The organism is Aquicoccus sp. (genome assembly GCF_041686535.1).
Lineage (GTDB): Bacteria > Pseudomonadota > Alphaproteobacteria > Rhodobacterales > Rhodobacteraceae > Aquicoccus.
Genome location: NZ_JAWLDS010000016.1, coordinates 25,224 through 39,634 on the forward strand (window position 1 = coordinate 25,224; position 14,411 = coordinate 39,634).

The window sequence follows — 14,411 nt, forward strand, 5'->3', positions numbered from 1 at the left end:
GACCCTCCGAATTCCGGTTGGCCCCTGCTAGCGAGTGCGCCACCCGAATGCAAGCGCGCGCCCCTTGTGTGCAAAGCGATTGATGCGCATCAGAGACCATGAGACAACGACGATGTATTGAAGAGGACGGGCCAAGTGCATAGGACAGCTCCCGCGATGACGGATAATCCCGCGAAGCCTTGGCTGGTTCTCGCGGGGCTCGCCCTTGGTGTCACTGTAACGAACGGGTTTGCGCGCTTTGCCTATGGCCTTCTTTTGCCTGCGATGAAATCCGAGCTTGACTGGAGCTATGCACAGGCAGGCTGGCTCAACACTGCAAATGCGCTGGGTTACGTGGTGGGGGCGATCCTGACCATGATCCTGATCCGGCAGGTGCGGCCCACGCATCTCTTTGCCTTCGGTCTTGTCACGACCACGTTGGCACTTCTGGTGACCGGGCTTGTCACAGCACTCTGGTGGCAGACACTGTGGCGCGTGCTGGCCGGTGTCTTTGGCGCGATGTCCTTCTCGACCGCGGGTACACTTGCTGCACAGCTTTTTCAGCGTGACCCAAGGCGTAACGCGCTGGCGATCGCGATCCTCTTCGGGTCAGGCGGCGGGCTCGGTATCGTTCTGTCCGGGGCGGCCCTGCCGATCCTTCTGGGCCAGCAGGGCTATGGTGCGTGGCCATGGGGTTGGGTGCTGATTGGCGGGACAAGCCTTCTTTTCCTGCCGCTGGGCCTCTGGTCGGCCACGCGCCTTCATGCACCGCGCAAGAGCGAGATCATAGCGATCCCCTTGCCTTTCCGGCGCATGCTGGGGGAGCTGGTCGGCTATGCCGCCTTCGGCATGGGCTATATCGTCTATCTCACCTTCCTGTCGGCCTGGCTGACCGAGCAGGAGGCGACGCCCCTGTTCATCGCAACGATCTGGGTCATCTTGGGCGGCTGCATCTTCGTTTCACCCATCCTCTGGCGGCCGGTTCTCGCGCGCTACGCCTCGGGGCGCCCGCTGGCCATGATCCTAGCCGGCATCGCACTTGGCTCGGCCCTGCCGGTGATCATGCCCGGGCCCGCGGCGCCTGTGATCTCGGCCATCATTTTCGGGCTGTGCGTTTTCATGCCCCCAGGTGCGGTGACGAGTTTCGCGCGCCAGAACCTGCCGCCCGAAAGCTGGGGAGCGGCGATCGGTTTCTTCACAGTGGTCTTTGCCATCGCACAGACCATCGGCCCCTATGCGGCGGGGGTGATCGGCGATCTTGCGGGTGATATCGGGTTCAGCCTATTGGTTGCCGCGGGCATTCTCATGTCGGGCGCGCTGCTGGCGCTCACGCAACGCCCGTTGGGTCACGACTGACCGTCGCCACTGTCAATCCGCCGCTTGAGTTCCAGCAGCCCGATCAACCCCGCATCACGCCGCGCCACCGGATCGACATCGCCCAACCCGGCAACAAGATCGTTCACACCCTCGATCAGCGTGTTGATCGTTTCGGGGTCGAGTTCCGGCTCACCCAAATCGGCCCAGCGCGCGGCCTGGGTCGGACCCAGATGCTCCATGTAGTGCCGGAAGCCGCCTGCGCCGCCGCCAAGGTGGTAGGTCAAATAGGGGCCCATCAAGGCCCAGCGCAGCCCCGGCCCGTTCATCAGTGCGCGGTCCACATCCTCGGCGCTGGCAATGCCTTCAGCGACGATATGAACCGCCTCGCGGAAGAGTGCAGAGGACAGCCGGTTCGCCACGTGCCCCACCACGTCGCGCTTCAATTCAACCACTTCGCGCCCGATGCTTTCATAGAACGCCCGCGCCGCACCCATTGCCTCCGCCTCGGTCTGCCGCCCCGGCACCAGTTCGACCAGCGGCACCAGATGCGGCGGGTTGAAGGGATGCGCCACCAAGATCCGTTCGGGGTTGTGCGCGCCTTGCTGAATATCGCTGGCCAGAAGCGATGAAGTGGATGAGGCGATCACCGTATCCGCCCGCGCGCCAGCCTCGATGCGCGATATGATCTCGCGTTTGACCTCAAGCCGGTCCGGTCCGCATTCCTGAATGAAATCCGCGTCTTTGCAGGCCCGGGCCGTATCGGAGGCAAAGCACAACCGGTCAAGCGGCAGATCGACACGCGCCGCGCCCAGCGCCACGAGATCGGGCCAGGCCCGCCCGACCTCATCCGTCAGCCGCGCCTCGAAACCCTCGGCCACGTCCTGCACCGTCACCTGAACGCCATGGGCCAGGAACAGCGCAGCCCAGCTTGCCCCGATCAGCCCACCACCGACAATCGTGATCGCCTCGATTTGCATTGCGTCCTCCTGACATGAAAAAACCCCGCGCTCGGAAACCGAACCGGGGTTTTCCTGAACTCTTGCGACCAGCCTTACGCCAGTGCAGCCTTCGCCTGATTGACGATGGCACCAAATGCGTCGGGCTCATGCACGGCAAGATCGGCCAGAACCTTGCGGTCGACCTCGATACCCGACTTGGTCAGGCCGTTGATGAAGCGCGAATAGGTGAGGCTTTCGTCATGCAGGCGCACCGCGGCATTGATCCGCTGAATCCAGAGGGCGCGGAAATTGCGCTTGCGGTTCTTGCGGTCGCGGGTCGCATACTGGTTGGCCTTGTCGACGGCCTGACGCGCCACCTTGAAGGTGTTCTTGCGGCGACCATAGTAACCCTTGGCCGCCTTGACGACCTTCTTGTGACGGGCGTGGGTGGTGGTTCCGCCCTTGACTCTCGACATCTCTCAAACCCTCCTTAACGATCGTACGGCATCATGCCCTTGACGATCTTTTCGTCGGGGGCGCTGAGCGTAGTTGTGCCGCGGGCGTTGCGGATGAATTTGTTGGTGCGCTTGATCATGCCGTGGCGTTTGCCAGCCTGGGCTGTCAGAACTCTGCCGGTGGCAGTGACCTTGAACCGCTTCTTGCAGCTCGACTTGGTCTTCATCTTGGGCATTTCCGTCTCCCTTTTCGGTCCGGTATTCACGCGACTCGGCATGCCACTCGGGCCGGCCACGCAGGTTGGAGAGGCGCCGTATACGTTGGCACACCCCGTTTGGCAAGGGGGGTATTGTCCGGATTCAATCTAGAAGACGTGCGATGACCTTGACAATGACATCGGGAATCTCGTCTACCCGGTAGCCTCCGGGTTTCTGCGTCACCGCATAGGCAACAAGCCCGCCCGCCACGACCATGACGATGGCGGCAATCCTGGGGGCTCTGCGGTCGGACAGTGCGGACACCATGGCCGGAACGGAAAACACCCCGATAATCAGACCGATGGTCAATGCCAGATCGTAATCCATGCCGAGAATCCTTATGATGATCTGCCCGGTCGGATGAGCCTATTCCGGATCGGAGGCAAAAATCAAACTTTCGTCGCATGGGGCAACGCGAAGGATATTCGTCGTTCCGGGAACATTGAAGGGCACCCCCGCGGTCACAACGATCTGGTCCTCGGTTCCGGCATAGCCATTTATCCGCGCTGCCCGCGCGGCATTTACCACCGCCTGTTTGAAGCGATGAAGTTCGCCCGTCATGATGCAGTTCGTGCCCCATGTCAGCGCCAGCCGCCGCGCTGTGCCGCGCAGGCTCGTCATTGCAATGATCGGGACACGCGGACGTTCCCGCGCGGTCAATAGCGCGGTCGTGCCCGACTCCGTGTAGCAGCAGATCACCTTGATATCCGTGGTTTCGGCAATCTCGCGTGCGGCAGCGACGATACCATCGGCGATGGTGTGACGTTCGGCTCGACGCGATGCTTCGATGACTTCGCGATAGGTGGGGTCGCTCTCGACCTCGACGGCGACGTTATTCATCGTCGTAACCGCCTCTACCGGATAGTGCCCGGCCGCCGATTCTGCCGACAGCATGATCGCATCCGCGCCCTCGTAAATAGCGGTGGCCACGTCCGACACCTCGGCCCGGGTCGGCATCGGGCTCTCTATCATCGATTCGAGCATCTGCGTTGCGACGATCACCGGTTTGGCCACTGCCCGGCAGCGGCGCACAAGGCGCTTTTGAATTGGTGGAACGTTCTGCACCGGCAATTCAACCCCGAGATCGCCGCGCGCGACCATGATCCCGTCGGACACCGCGAGGATCTCATCGAAACATTTCACCGCCGAGGGCTTTTCGATCTTCGACAATACTGCTGCGCGCCCATCGACCAACTTGCGTGCCTCGATTACGTCCTCTGGACGCTGCACGAAACTCAGCGCCAGCCAGTCGACCCCCAGATCGCAGACAAACTCCAGATCGTCATGATCCTTGTCGGACAGGGCGGCCAGTGGCAGCACTACGTCTGGCACGTTCACCCCCTTGCGGTTTGAAATCGTGCCACCCGTGATCACACTGCAGGCGGCGAAATCAGGACTGCAATCCTCAACCCGCAACCGTATCTTGCCGTCGTTGATCAAAAGATCGGACCCTGGTTCCAGGGCGGCAAAAATCTCGGGATGGGGCAGGCAGACGCGGGCCGAATCTCCCTCGCTCTCATCCAGATCAAGGCGAAACGCGGCCCCCTCCTTCAGCTCTTCTGACCCACGCAGGAAAGTTCCGACCCGCAGCTTGGGCCCCTGAAGATCGGCAAGGATGCCGATCGTGCTGTCCAGATCGCGCTCGATCTCGCGAATGATGCGGTATCTCTCGCGGATTTCGTCATGTGTGCCGTGACTCATGTTGAGACGGAATACATCCGCTCCAGCCTCATGAAGCGCTCGGATCATGTCATAGTCGTTCGATACCGGACCGAGTGTCGCCACGATCTTCACGTTTCTCAAACGTCTCATGCCTGCCTGCCCTTGAACCCTTCGCTCATGACCATAGCGGTTATCCCCGACTGCCGTCACCAGATCAAATTGCACTCTTCGCCATCCTGCCGTATCTGCCTTAAATCATGCGACAAGTAAAAGACATGGCGATGACATATCTACCGTTCGAAATCATTGGCGCGGACCGCCCCTCCCGATGGCTTGTGACCTGCGATCACGCCTCGAACTGCGTGCCGCCCTTCGTCAACGGTGGATCGCTGGGCCTGGCGCAAGGCGACATGGAACGCCACATCGCTTATGACGTAGGGGCTGCTGGTGTGGCCCGGGCTCTGGCCAAACAATTGGATGCGCCGGCGATCCTATCCAATTTCTCGCGCCTCGTGATCGACCCAAACCGAGGCGAGGATGACCCCACGCTGCTGATGCAACTTTATGACGGCACGGTCATTCCGGGCAATCGCAACACCGATGCCGCCGAGCGTGAACAGCGCCTCGATGCCTGTTATCGGCCCTATCACGACGGGATTGACCGGCTGGCCTCGCGGCGCGACGATACCGTGATCCTGTCGATCCATTCCTATACACCGCAACTGGCCGGGCGTCCGCCCCGCCCATGGCATATCGGTATCCTGCACGCCACCGATGATCGTCTGGCCCGTCCGCTCATGCGGCGCTTGCGCAACGAACCCGACCTGTGCATCGGTGAGAACCAACCTTATGGCGGCCACCTGCCCGGTGATGCGATCGACATGCATGCCATTGCGCATGGGCGGCTCAATGTGCTGGTCGAGTTCCGCAACGACCTTATTGATGACGAGGCCCATCAACACCTCTGGGCCAACCGGATTGCGCCCATCCTTCAAGCGGCGCTGTCAGATGCGGATCAACCGGTGCTGACCTGAGCGTCGTCACTTGGCGCTTGCCCCCAATGCGCCTGATATGATCGAATTCATCCGATAGGCCACAGCGCACCTTCGACGAATGTGGAGGAAGGAGACATACATGGACGACCAGACCCGCACCGAGATCGAGGCCGCCGCGTTCCGCCGCCTGCGTCAGCACCTGATGCAGGATCGACCCGACGTGCAGAACATCGACTTGATGAACCTTGCCGGGTTCTGCCGGAACTGCCTCAGCCGCTGGTATCAGGAGGCCGCCGCAGAACGCGGAATCGAAATGTCGAAAGACGAGGCCCGCGAAGTATATTACGGGATGTCATACGACACCTGGAAGGCACAGAACCAGTCCAAGGCAAGCCCCGAGAAACAGGCCGAATTCGAGACGGCATTCAAGGAAAACGTCCTCAAAGACAAGGGCTGACGCCATCTTCCTATGCGCCCGCCTTGCTTCAGACCGTTATTCGACCCTCAGATCGCAGATTTGAGGCTCTCGTCCAAATAGATCTCGCGCAGGCGCCGCGCCACTGGGCCCGGTTTGCCATCTCCCAGTGTTGTGCCGTCGATCTCGACTACCGGCAGCACAAACGCCGAGGCCGAGGTGACAAACCCTTCGTCGGCTTCTTTTGCTTCATCGAGGGTAAAAGACCGCTCCTCGACCTCCATCTGTGCCTCTCGGGCGAAACGCAACACGGCTGCGCGGGTGATGCCATGCAGGATGTCATTGGAAAGATGGCGCGTGATGATCTTGCCGTTCTTCACGATATAGGCATTGTTGCTGGTGCCTTCGGTCACGAACCCGTCCTTGACCATCCACGCATCGTCACATCCTGCCTTCTTGGCCATCATCTTGCCCATGGATGGATAAAGAAGCTGCACCGTCTTGATATCGCGGCGGCCCCAGCGGATATCTTCGATCGAAATAATCTTGATGCCGGTTTTTGCCGCCGGACTGTCGGCCAGCCCCGGCTTCGACTGGGTAAAGAGAACCAGTGTCGGCTTGACCTCCTCGGGATCGGGAAACACGAAATCGCGATCCCCGGCCGAACCGCGCGAAACCTGGAGATAGATCATCCCGTCGACGAGATCGTTGCGGCGCACCAGTTCACGGTGAATGTCCAGAAGATCGTCAAAAGCTTCGGGCTTTTGCATGTCCAACTCGGCCAGCGACCGTTCGAGCCGTGCAAGGTGGCCGTCAAAGTCGATGAGCTTGCCTTCCAGAACACTCGTTACCTCATAGACGCCATCTGCCATCAGGAACGACCGGTCGAAGATCGATACTTTCGCCTCATCTTCCGGCAGGTAGTCTCCGTTTACATATACGGTGCGGCTCATTTCACGTCTCCTCAGCCCCAAAGCTCGGCCATGGGCGGGTGCACCCCGGCGTCATCGAATGTCAATGCGTGGTCGCGGTCTTCCGCAAGAAGCAACGGCCCGTCAAGGTCGGTCACCATCGCGCCCTGTGCAACCAGCGTCGCGGGCGCCATGGCCAGACTCGACCCGACCATGCAGCCGACCATCACCTTGTAGCCCTCGGCCAGCGCCGCCTGTTTGAGCGCCAGCGCCTCGGTCAGCCCGCCGGTCTTGTCGAGCTTGATGTTCACCACGTCATACTTGCCCTTAAGCATGGGTAGCGATGCCCGGTCATGGGCGCTTTCATCGGCGCAGACCGGCACCGGGCGTTCCATGCCGGCCAGCGCCTCGTCCTCGCCCGCGGGCAAGGGTTGTTCGACCAGCGCCACGCCAAGCCGTACCAGATGCGGGGCGAGATCGGCATAAACCGCGGCTGACCAGCCTTCGTTGGCATCGACGATGATAGTCGATTTCTGCGCACCCGCCCGCACGGCCTCAAGCCGGGGCATGTCGTCGGAGGTGCCGAGCTTGATCTTCAATAGTGGGCGGAACGCGTTCTTTTCTGCCTGTTCACGCATCTTGTCGGGTGTATCAAGCGACAGGGTATAGGCCGTGATTTCGGGCCCCGGTGTGGGAAGCCCGGCCAGTTCCCAGACCCGTTTGCCCGCCTTCTTGGCCTCCAGATCCCACAAGGCGCAATCCACTGCATTTCGCGCTGCACCTGCGGGCAGGAGATCGGCCAGAGCGTCGCGCGTCACCGGACCCGACAGGGCTTCGATCTGCGCGGTCACGCTTTCCAGCGTTTCGCCGTAGCGCGCATATGGCACACATTCCCCCCGGCCCGAGATGAAGCCGTCCGATATCCGCACGGTCAGCACATTGGCCTCGATCCGCGATCCGCGCGAGATGGTGAAAGCCTGCGCGAGCTTGAAGCTCTCAGGGGTTACGGTGATCTGCACGGGAAAACCCTTTCATCTTGCTTAGGATACTCCCGCCGGGGGTGGCTCCTGGCGGGTGCAAATACCGATGGTTCAGATCTCGGCCAAGGCATCCACCAGCCGCCCGGCACCATGTCGGAAGGGATCAACTGCCGGAAGTCCCATGCGCGCCTCGACTTCGGCGAGATAGGCGGTGGCTTCGTCATTGCTCAGGTGCTGGGTGTTGACGGAAATTCCCACCACCTTGCATCCCGGGTTGGCCACCTGCGCCAGCGGCAGCGCCGTGTCGCGCAACGCTTCGAGCGTGGGCAATTGGTAATCGGGCAGGCCACGCATGTGGTCGCGGGTCGGCTCGTGGCACAGGATCAGTGCGTCAGGCTGCCCACCATGGATGAGCGCCAACGTGACGCCGGAGTAGCTCACATGAAAGAGCGAACCCTGTCCCTCGATCAGATCCCAGTGATCCGCATCATTGTCGGGTGTCAGCCATTCGATCGACCCGGCCATGAAATCCGCAATCACTGCATCGAGAGGCACGCCGTCACCGGTAATCAGGATGCCGGTCTGCCCGGTGGCGCGAAAGGTGGATTTCATCCCGCGATGCTTCATGTCGGCATCCATGGCCATCGCGGTATACATCTTGCCGACCGAGCAATCCGTGCCAACGGCAAGGCACCGTTTGCCGCTGCGTTTCACGCCACTGGCGATGGGATACTTTACTTCGGGCACCCGCACGTCATGCAGGGCACGACCACAGGCCTTGGCCACGGCGACCAGATCGGGCTCGTCGCGCAGCAGGTTGTGCAGGCCCGAAGCGAGGTCGAACCCTTCCTCCAGCGCCATGATCAGCACCTTTTTCCATGCCTGGCTGATCACGCCACCGCGGTTGGCGACGCCGATCACCAGCGTTTTCGCACCGGCGGCTTTCGCGTCAGCAAGGTCCATGTCGGGCAGGCCCATATCGGCCTTGCATCCTTCCATCCGGTATTGGCCAACCGCATTTTCGGGGCGCCAATCCTTGATGCCCTGGGCCACTTTGGCGGCGAGTTGGTCAGGCGCGTCGCCCAGAAACAACAGATATGGTGTCTTGATCATGCCCATGGCCCTCCAGTTCATGCCAGTATCCAATCGCAAAACAGTTGGGCAGAATCAATGAAATACATTTGCAACATGAACCTTCACCGCCCCGATATTCGAAGATTATTGCGCAATTTGTGAACAATTCGGTGAATTATTCGAAGTGATGCAAAAACAAGCAGGTTTGAAACCCTTCGGCATCATGGACGGTCAACGGATCCGGTTCGAATGACATCGGGGCTGGATGTCTTGAGATTCTGCAAGTGCAAAATGATCCTTGCAGCGCTGCTCGCAATTTTATATCGCTTTTCACGACCATGACGCAACATCCTTACAGACCGAAAGGCGCACCCCATGAGCTTTCGCATTCAACCAGCCGCACCGGCCCGTCCCAACCGCTGTCAACTCTTTGGCCCCGGCTCGAATGACAAGCTCTTCGAGAAGATGGCAGCGTCAGAAGCCGATGTCATAAACCTCGATCTTGAAGATTCCGTTGCCCCCTCGGACAAGAACGCCGCCCGGGCCAATGTGATCAGGGCGATCAACGGCGTCGATTGGGGCAAGAAGACGCTTTCGGTTCGGATCAACGGGCTCGACACGCCTTATTGGTACCGCGACGTTGTGGACCTGATGGAACAAGCCGGGCCACGGCTTGACCAGATCATGGTTCCAAAGGTGGGCTGCGCCGAGGATGTCTATGCGGTCGACGCGCTCGTGACCGGGATCGAGCGTGCAATGGGCCGCGAAAAGCCGGTCAGCTTCGAGGTGATCATCGAGAGTGCCGCGGGCATCGCCCATGTCGAAGCCATCGCCGCGTCCAGCCCCCGATTGCAGGCTATGTCATTGGGAGCGGCCGATTTTGCGGCCTCGATGGGGATGCAGACGACGGGGATCGGGGGGACGCAGGAGAATTATTACATGCTGCGCGAGGGACAGAAACACTGGCCCGATCCGTGGCACTGGGCGCAGGCGGCGATCGTTGCGGCCTGCCGCACGCATGGCGTCTTGCCGGTCGATGGGCCGTTCGGAGATTTCAGCGATGACGAGGGCTATATCGCGCAGGCACGGCGGTCGGCGACGCTGGGCATGGTCGGGAAATGGGCCATCCATCCCAAGCAGATTGCGCTTGCAAATCAGGTCTTTACGCCCTCGGAAGAGGCCGTGGCCGAGGCTCGTGAGATCCTTGCCGCGATGGAAGAAGCCAAGCGCACCGGCGCGGGCGCAACCGTCTACAAGGGCCGCCTGGTCGATATCGCCAGCATCAAGCAGGCCGAGGTGGTCGTGAAACAGGCCGAGCTGATCGCCAAGGGTTAACAGGGTTTTCGGCGAAAAATCGGGGGGTGACTCCCGGCTGCCACCCGGCTGACATCCGGCTGCCGGGTGGTTCGCATCAAGGGTTAACGCGCATTAAGTTAATGCAGCGTGCGTCGATCGAGAATTTCTCGGCAAGGTGAAGAGCAGGATCACGCCGGGCGCAGCCCGGTTTCGACCAGAAGCCCCTTGCGTTTGGCCTCGTAATAGTAGCCGCGGGCATACCACATCACCGCTGCGTCCTGATCGCCCTCGGCCACGAGGTAGGCGCCACGCAGGTATTTGACCGCGTATTTCAGGTTCGTGTCGGCATCGAGAAGGTCCGACGGCTTGCCCCGGAAACCCATGGTGCGGGCTGTCTGGGGCAGGATCTGCATCAGGCCGTAGTATGGCCCGTTACGCGCCCCGGGGCGGTGGGTGCTTTCGCGGATGATCTGGCGATGCACCAGTTTGCGGGGCACCTCGTAGTGATCGGCCCATTTGTTGATCAGGGCGCGTAGTTGGGGCGTCTCGTTGGGGTGAAGAGGCGGGTTGTAGCCGGCAGGGCCACGCCTGGTGGACACCGTCTCGCGCCGACCGCATGCGACAAGTGCCAACGGGGCGACGAGGAACAATCGGCGGGTGACGGGCATGTCGGCCTCATGGGTGAAAGCGTGTGCTTCATAGCGCAGTAAAGGCGCATCGGAAACCAGCCGACCCCGTTCTGGGCGGTTTGTCGCCGCTGGTCGCGCAATCCGATCTGTCGGCTCAGGCCCGCTCGTCCTTGGGCGAGCCGATTACCACATAGGTGGTCAGTGACTGAACCTGCGGCAACGTGCCAAGTACCTCGGTATGGAATGCCTTGTAGGCCGCAAGGTCCGCCGCCTCGACCCTGAGCAGGTATTCCACGGCGCCGGTCACGTTGTGACATTCACGAACTTCGGGGGCCCGTTCCATGGCCCGTTCAAACGCCTCTTGCGCGGGTTTGGTGTGCTGGCTGAGGCCAACGGTGATGTATGCCACGATGCCCACACCCATCTGGCCGGGATCGAGGATGGCGCGATACCCACGGATCACGCCCGCCTTTTCCAGCGCGACCACCCGGCGCAGGCATGCCGACGGCGAAAGGCCCACGCGTTCGGCCAGGTCAAGATTGCTGATCCGGCCATCTTGCGACAGGATGTGCAATATATGGTCGCTTATCGGGTCAGTTCGCATCAGAGATTGCAAAAATATTTCATATAATACGCAGTTTGCATCCTATGAGCTCTCAAGAGTCAATAATATTGTGTTCATGAGTCAAACCATGCTGTCCGCCTTCGTCCTTTTTGCGCTTGTCTCGTCGATCACGCCGGGGCCGAACAATCTCATGCTCATGGCGTCGGGCGCGAATTTCGGCTTTCGCCGGTCGATCCCGCACATGCTGGGAATCGGGATCGGGTTCGTCGTGATGGTTTTCCTTGTGGGGGCCGGGTTGATCCAGGTGTTCGACGCCTTTCCGCTCAGCTACACGCTGCTCAGGATCGGCAGTGTCGGCTATCTCTTGTGGCTGGCGTGGCGGATCGCCAACGCCGCCCCGCCCGAGGACGGCGCGGAACCCGGCGCGCATCCGCTGAGCTTTCTGCAGGCGGCGTTGTTCCAATGGGTGAATCCCAAAGCCTGGACCATGGCGCTCACCGCGGTGACGCTCTATGCGCCGGACCGGTCGATGGCCGCGATCGCGCTCGTCGCGCTGATCTTTGGTGCGGTCAACCTGCCATCGGTCAGCACATGGACGATACTGGGCCAGCAGATGCGCCGCATCCTGACCAACCCGGCGCGCCTGAGAGCGTTCAACCGGGCGATGGCGTTGTTGTTGGTGGCGACGCTTTACCCGGTGCTTCTTACCGCTGCGTGATGCGCCCGGCCGCGCGCACAAGAGTTGCATCGCGGCGCAGACGGGGCCATATAGCGCGGCAGTCACGCGTGGGAGTGTCCGGATGACCAATTACCTCGATTTCGAAAAACCCCTGGCCGAGATCGAAGGCAAGGCCGAAGAGCTGCGCGCCATGGCGCGGGCCAACGAGGAAATGGATGTCGAGGCAGAGGCCTCGGCGCTCGACAAGAAGGCACGCGAGCTTCTCGAGGATCTCTACACCAAGCTGACCCCGTGGCGGAAAGCGCAGGTCGCACGCCATCCGGACCGGCCGCATTGTCGGGACTACATCAAGGCACTGTTCACGGAATACACGCCGCTGGCCGGCGACCGGAATTTTGCCGATGACCATGCGGTTCTGGGTGGGCTGGCCCGGTTCGGCGATCAGCCGGTGATGGTGATCGGCCATGAGAAGGGCCATGACACCAGGTCCCGCATCCAGCACAATTTCGGCATGGCGCGGCCCGAAGGCTATCGCAAGGCGGTACGCCTGATGGATCTGGCGGACCGGTTCGGCCTTCCGGTGATCACGCTGGTGGATACGGCGGGTGCCTATCCCGGCAAGGGCGCGGAGGAGCGCGGCCAGTCCGAGGCGATTGCCCGCTCGACCGAGAAATGCCTTCAGATCGGTGTGCCGCTGGTCAGTGTCATCATCGGCGAGGGCGGATCGGGCGGCGCCGTGGCCTTTGCCACCGCCGACCGTGTGGCGATGCTCGAACATTCGATCTATTCTGTGATCTCGCCCGAGGGCTGCGCTTCGATCCTGTGGAAAGATTCCGAGAAGATGCGCGAGGCGGCCGAGGCGCTGCGCCTGACCGCGCAGGATCTCGAAAAGCTGGGTGTCACCGACCGGGTGATCCGCGAGCCCCTCGGCGGTGCGCATCGCGACCGCGATGCCACGATCACGGCCGTTGGAAAGACGATCGCCTCGATGCTGTCCGAGCTTGACGGGCGGACGGGCAAGAAGCTGGTCAAGGAGCGCCGGCGGCGCTACCTCGACCTGGGATCAAAGGGGCTTGCGGCCTGACGCATCCGCTGTGTTCCCTGCGTTGATGCGGCGCACCGCCAGCGTGGTCATCACCGGGCCGATCAGTTCGAACGCGACCGTGGCGCCGATGGTCAGCGTCAGGATCAGTTCGCCATAGTCGGGAAAACTTTGCGTGGCGATCAGCGCCATGCCCACCGCGACGCCCGCCTGCGGCAGGAGCGCGGCCCCCATCCAGCGGCATTCGCGCGGCGATACCCCGGCGAGCCGCCCGCCGATCCAGCCGCCCAGAACGCGGGTGAACCCGCGCAGGGCGATGAAAAGCAGGCCGATTCCGCCGATCCCGACAAACAGGGACAGATCGAGCTTGGCCCCCGCGAGGAGGAAGAACAGCATCATGAAGGGCCATTCCAGATGCTCGATCTCGTCAAAGGCGCGGTCATGGTGGCGCGCGAGGTTGGAAATGAGGGCCCCGGCCACCATACCCGCGACCAGGAAGGAAATACCCAGCCAGATCGCCAGACCGGCCGTCAGGCAGACGATTCCGAAGGCTTCGCTTTCAAGGGCTTCACCCGGTTTGAGCCGTCCGGTGAGATAGGCGGCGGGCAGGCCGACGAGCGTGCCCAGCGCGATTGCGCCACCCACCTCCCATGCGGCATGCCAAAGATGGGCCGCATCGCCCGCACCGTTGAGCGCGGCCGCCCCCGCCATCGCGAGGGAAAACGCCAGCAGCCCCCAGGCATCGTTGATCGCGACGATCCCGAGGATCACGTCGACGAAGGGCCCATCCGCGCCGGACTGGCGGATTGCGTCATGGGTCGCTTCCGGGGCGGTGGCAGTTGCGATCGCTCCCAGCACCAGCGCGACCGGAGTCGGCAGACCGGCAAGCCACAGTCCCACGCTCACCCCGGTAAAGGTGAGCACGACGATGACGAGCGACACCACGAGGATCTTGGCCCCGTGCCGGGCCAGGGTTTCGCGCCTGAGCGAATTGCCGAGCAGGAAGGCCACCATGGTCAGCGCCATGACCGACAGGAAATCGTAGAAAACCTGCATTTCGGCCGGGATGAGATCGAATCCCGATCCGCCCACGGCAATCCCGCACAGCAAGAGCAGCGTCACCCGGGGCAGCCGCGTGTGCCGGCCGAGCGAATCCGCGGCCAGTCCGATCAGGAAAAGCGCCCCCAGCGTGACCAGAACCGGCCCCAGATCCATC

At 61.8% G+C, this 14,411-nt stretch carries 17 protein-coding genes; 6 read left to right on the forward strand and 11 right to left on the reverse strand.

Annotation, left to right across the window (positions count from 1 at the left end):
* Positions 1-156 precede the first annotated feature (156 nt).
* Positions 157-1,335: a YbfB/YjiJ family MFS transporter gene (locus tag ACESL9_RS05925; protein ID WP_372674599.1), complete on the forward strand. Its 1,179-nt coding sequence runs from the start codon at positions 157-159 to the stop codon at positions 1,333-1,335.
* Here ACESL9_RS05925 and ACESL9_RS05930 read toward each other — a convergent pair.
* The 5 genes from ACESL9_RS05930 to pyk all read right to left on the reverse strand — a co-directional run bounded on the left by ACESL9_RS05930 (position 1,326) and on the right by pyk (position 4,759).
* Positions 1,326-2,273: a 3-hydroxyacyl-CoA dehydrogenase NAD-binding domain-containing protein gene (locus tag ACESL9_RS05930; protein WP_372611943.1), complete on the reverse strand. Its 948-nt coding sequence runs from the start codon at positions 2,271-2,273 to the stop codon at positions 1,326-1,328. The genes ACESL9_RS05925 and ACESL9_RS05930 overlap by 10 nt on opposite strands.
* A 74-nt stretch (positions 2,274-2,347) precedes the next feature.
* Positions 2,348-2,710 (reverse strand): 50S ribosomal protein L20, encoded by a 363-nt coding sequence (gene rplT / locus ACESL9_RS05935; protein WP_372611945.1) that lies wholly within the window; start codon positions 2,708-2,710, stop codon positions 2,348-2,350.
* A 14-nt stretch (positions 2,711-2,724) separates the two neighbouring features.
* Positions 2,725-2,925, reverse strand: coding sequence for a 50S ribosomal protein L35 (rpmI, locus tag ACESL9_RS05940; RefSeq protein WP_372611947.1), 201 nt, complete (start codon positions 2,923-2,925; stop codon positions 2,725-2,727).
* Between the two features lie 124 nt (positions 2,926-3,049).
* Positions 3,050-3,274, reverse strand: a complete 225-nt coding sequence (locus ACESL9_RS05945; protein ID WP_372611949.1) for a hypothetical protein — start codon at positions 3,272-3,274, stop codon at positions 3,050-3,052.
* Positions 3,275-3,313: 39 nt separating this feature from the next.
* Positions 3,314-4,759, reverse strand: a complete 1,446-nt coding sequence (gene pyk / locus ACESL9_RS05950) for a pyruvate kinase (RefSeq protein ID WP_372611951.1) — start codon at positions 4,757-4,759, stop codon at positions 3,314-3,316.
* 131 nt (positions 4,760-4,890) lie between these two features.
* On the opposite strand from pyk, the gene ACESL9_RS05955 reads away from it, so the two are divergent.
* The gene (locus ACESL9_RS05955; RefSeq protein WP_372612015.1) at positions 4,891-5,643 is read left to right on the forward strand and encodes an N-formylglutamate amidohydrolase; all 753 of its coding nucleotides are present in this window, start codon (positions 4,891-4,893) and stop codon (positions 5,641-5,643) included.
* Positions 5,644-5,743: 100 nt separating this feature from the next.
* Entirely contained in the window at positions 5,744-6,061 is a 318-nt protein-coding gene (locus ACESL9_RS05960; protein ID WP_372611953.1) for a DUF1244 domain-containing protein, read from the forward strand.
* Positions 6,062-6,108: 47 nt separating this feature from the next.
* Here the strand turns inward: ACESL9_RS05960 and ACESL9_RS05965 are convergent, their stop codons facing one another.
* From ACESL9_RS05965 to dgcN, 3 genes are all read right to left on the reverse strand, one after another.
* Positions 6,109-6,972, reverse strand: coding sequence for a D-amino-acid transaminase (locus ACESL9_RS05965; RefSeq protein WP_372611955.1), 864 nt, complete (start codon positions 6,970-6,972; stop codon positions 6,109-6,111).
* Between the two features lie 11 nt (positions 6,973-6,983).
* Positions 6,984-7,949 (reverse strand): N-acetyl-D-Glu racemase DgcA, encoded by a 966-nt coding sequence (gene dgcA / locus ACESL9_RS05970; RefSeq protein ID WP_372611957.1) that lies wholly within the window; start codon positions 7,947-7,949, stop codon positions 6,984-6,986.
* 72 nt (positions 7,950-8,021) lie between these two features.
* Complete coding sequence (gene dgcN / locus ACESL9_RS05975) at positions 8,022-9,023, reverse strand: N-acetyltransferase DgcN (RefSeq protein ID WP_372612017.1); 1,002 nt, start codon at positions 9,021-9,023, stop codon at positions 8,022-8,024.
* 336 nt (positions 9,024-9,359) lie between these two features.
* Between dgcN and ACESL9_RS05980 the strand changes: the two genes are divergently transcribed.
* On the forward strand, positions 9,360-10,319 hold the full coding sequence (locus ACESL9_RS05980) for an L-malyl-CoA/beta-methylmalyl-CoA lyase (RefSeq protein ID WP_372611959.1): 960 nt from the start codon (positions 9,360-9,362) through the stop codon (positions 10,317-10,319).
* A 149-nt stretch (positions 10,320-10,468) separates the two neighbouring features.
* On the opposite strand, the gene ACESL9_RS05985 is transcribed toward ACESL9_RS05980, so the two are convergent.
* Both ACESL9_RS05985 and ACESL9_RS05990 read right to left on the reverse strand, forming a co-directional pair.
* The gene (locus tag ACESL9_RS05985; RefSeq protein WP_372611961.1) at positions 10,469-10,948 is read right to left on the reverse strand and encodes a transglycosylase SLT domain-containing protein; all 480 of its coding nucleotides are present in this window, start codon (positions 10,946-10,948) and stop codon (positions 10,469-10,471) included.
* Between the two features lie 115 nt (positions 10,949-11,063).
* Positions 11,064-11,513: an Lrp/AsnC family transcriptional regulator gene (locus tag ACESL9_RS05990; protein ID WP_372611963.1), complete on the reverse strand. Its 450-nt coding sequence runs from the start codon at positions 11,511-11,513 to the stop codon at positions 11,064-11,066.
* Positions 11,514-11,601: 88 nt separating this feature from the next.
* On the opposite strand from ACESL9_RS05990, the gene ACESL9_RS05995 reads away from it, so the two are divergent.
* Positions 11,602-12,192 (forward strand): LysE family translocator, encoded by a 591-nt coding sequence (locus ACESL9_RS05995; protein WP_372674600.1) that lies wholly within the window; start codon positions 11,602-11,604, stop codon positions 12,190-12,192.
* An 82-nt stretch (positions 12,193-12,274) separates the two neighbouring features.
* Entirely contained in the window at positions 12,275-13,237 is a 963-nt protein-coding gene (locus ACESL9_RS06000) for an acetyl-CoA carboxylase carboxyltransferase subunit alpha (RefSeq protein WP_372611967.1), read from the forward strand.
* Here ACESL9_RS06000 and ACESL9_RS06005 read toward each other — a convergent pair.
* Positions 13,217-14,410: a cation:proton antiporter gene (locus tag ACESL9_RS06005; RefSeq protein ID WP_372611969.1), complete on the reverse strand. Its 1,194-nt coding sequence runs from the start codon at positions 14,408-14,410 to the stop codon at positions 13,217-13,219. The two genes, ACESL9_RS06000 and ACESL9_RS06005, sit on opposite strands and share 21 nt — an antisense overlap.
* Position 14,411 lies beyond the last annotated feature (1 nt).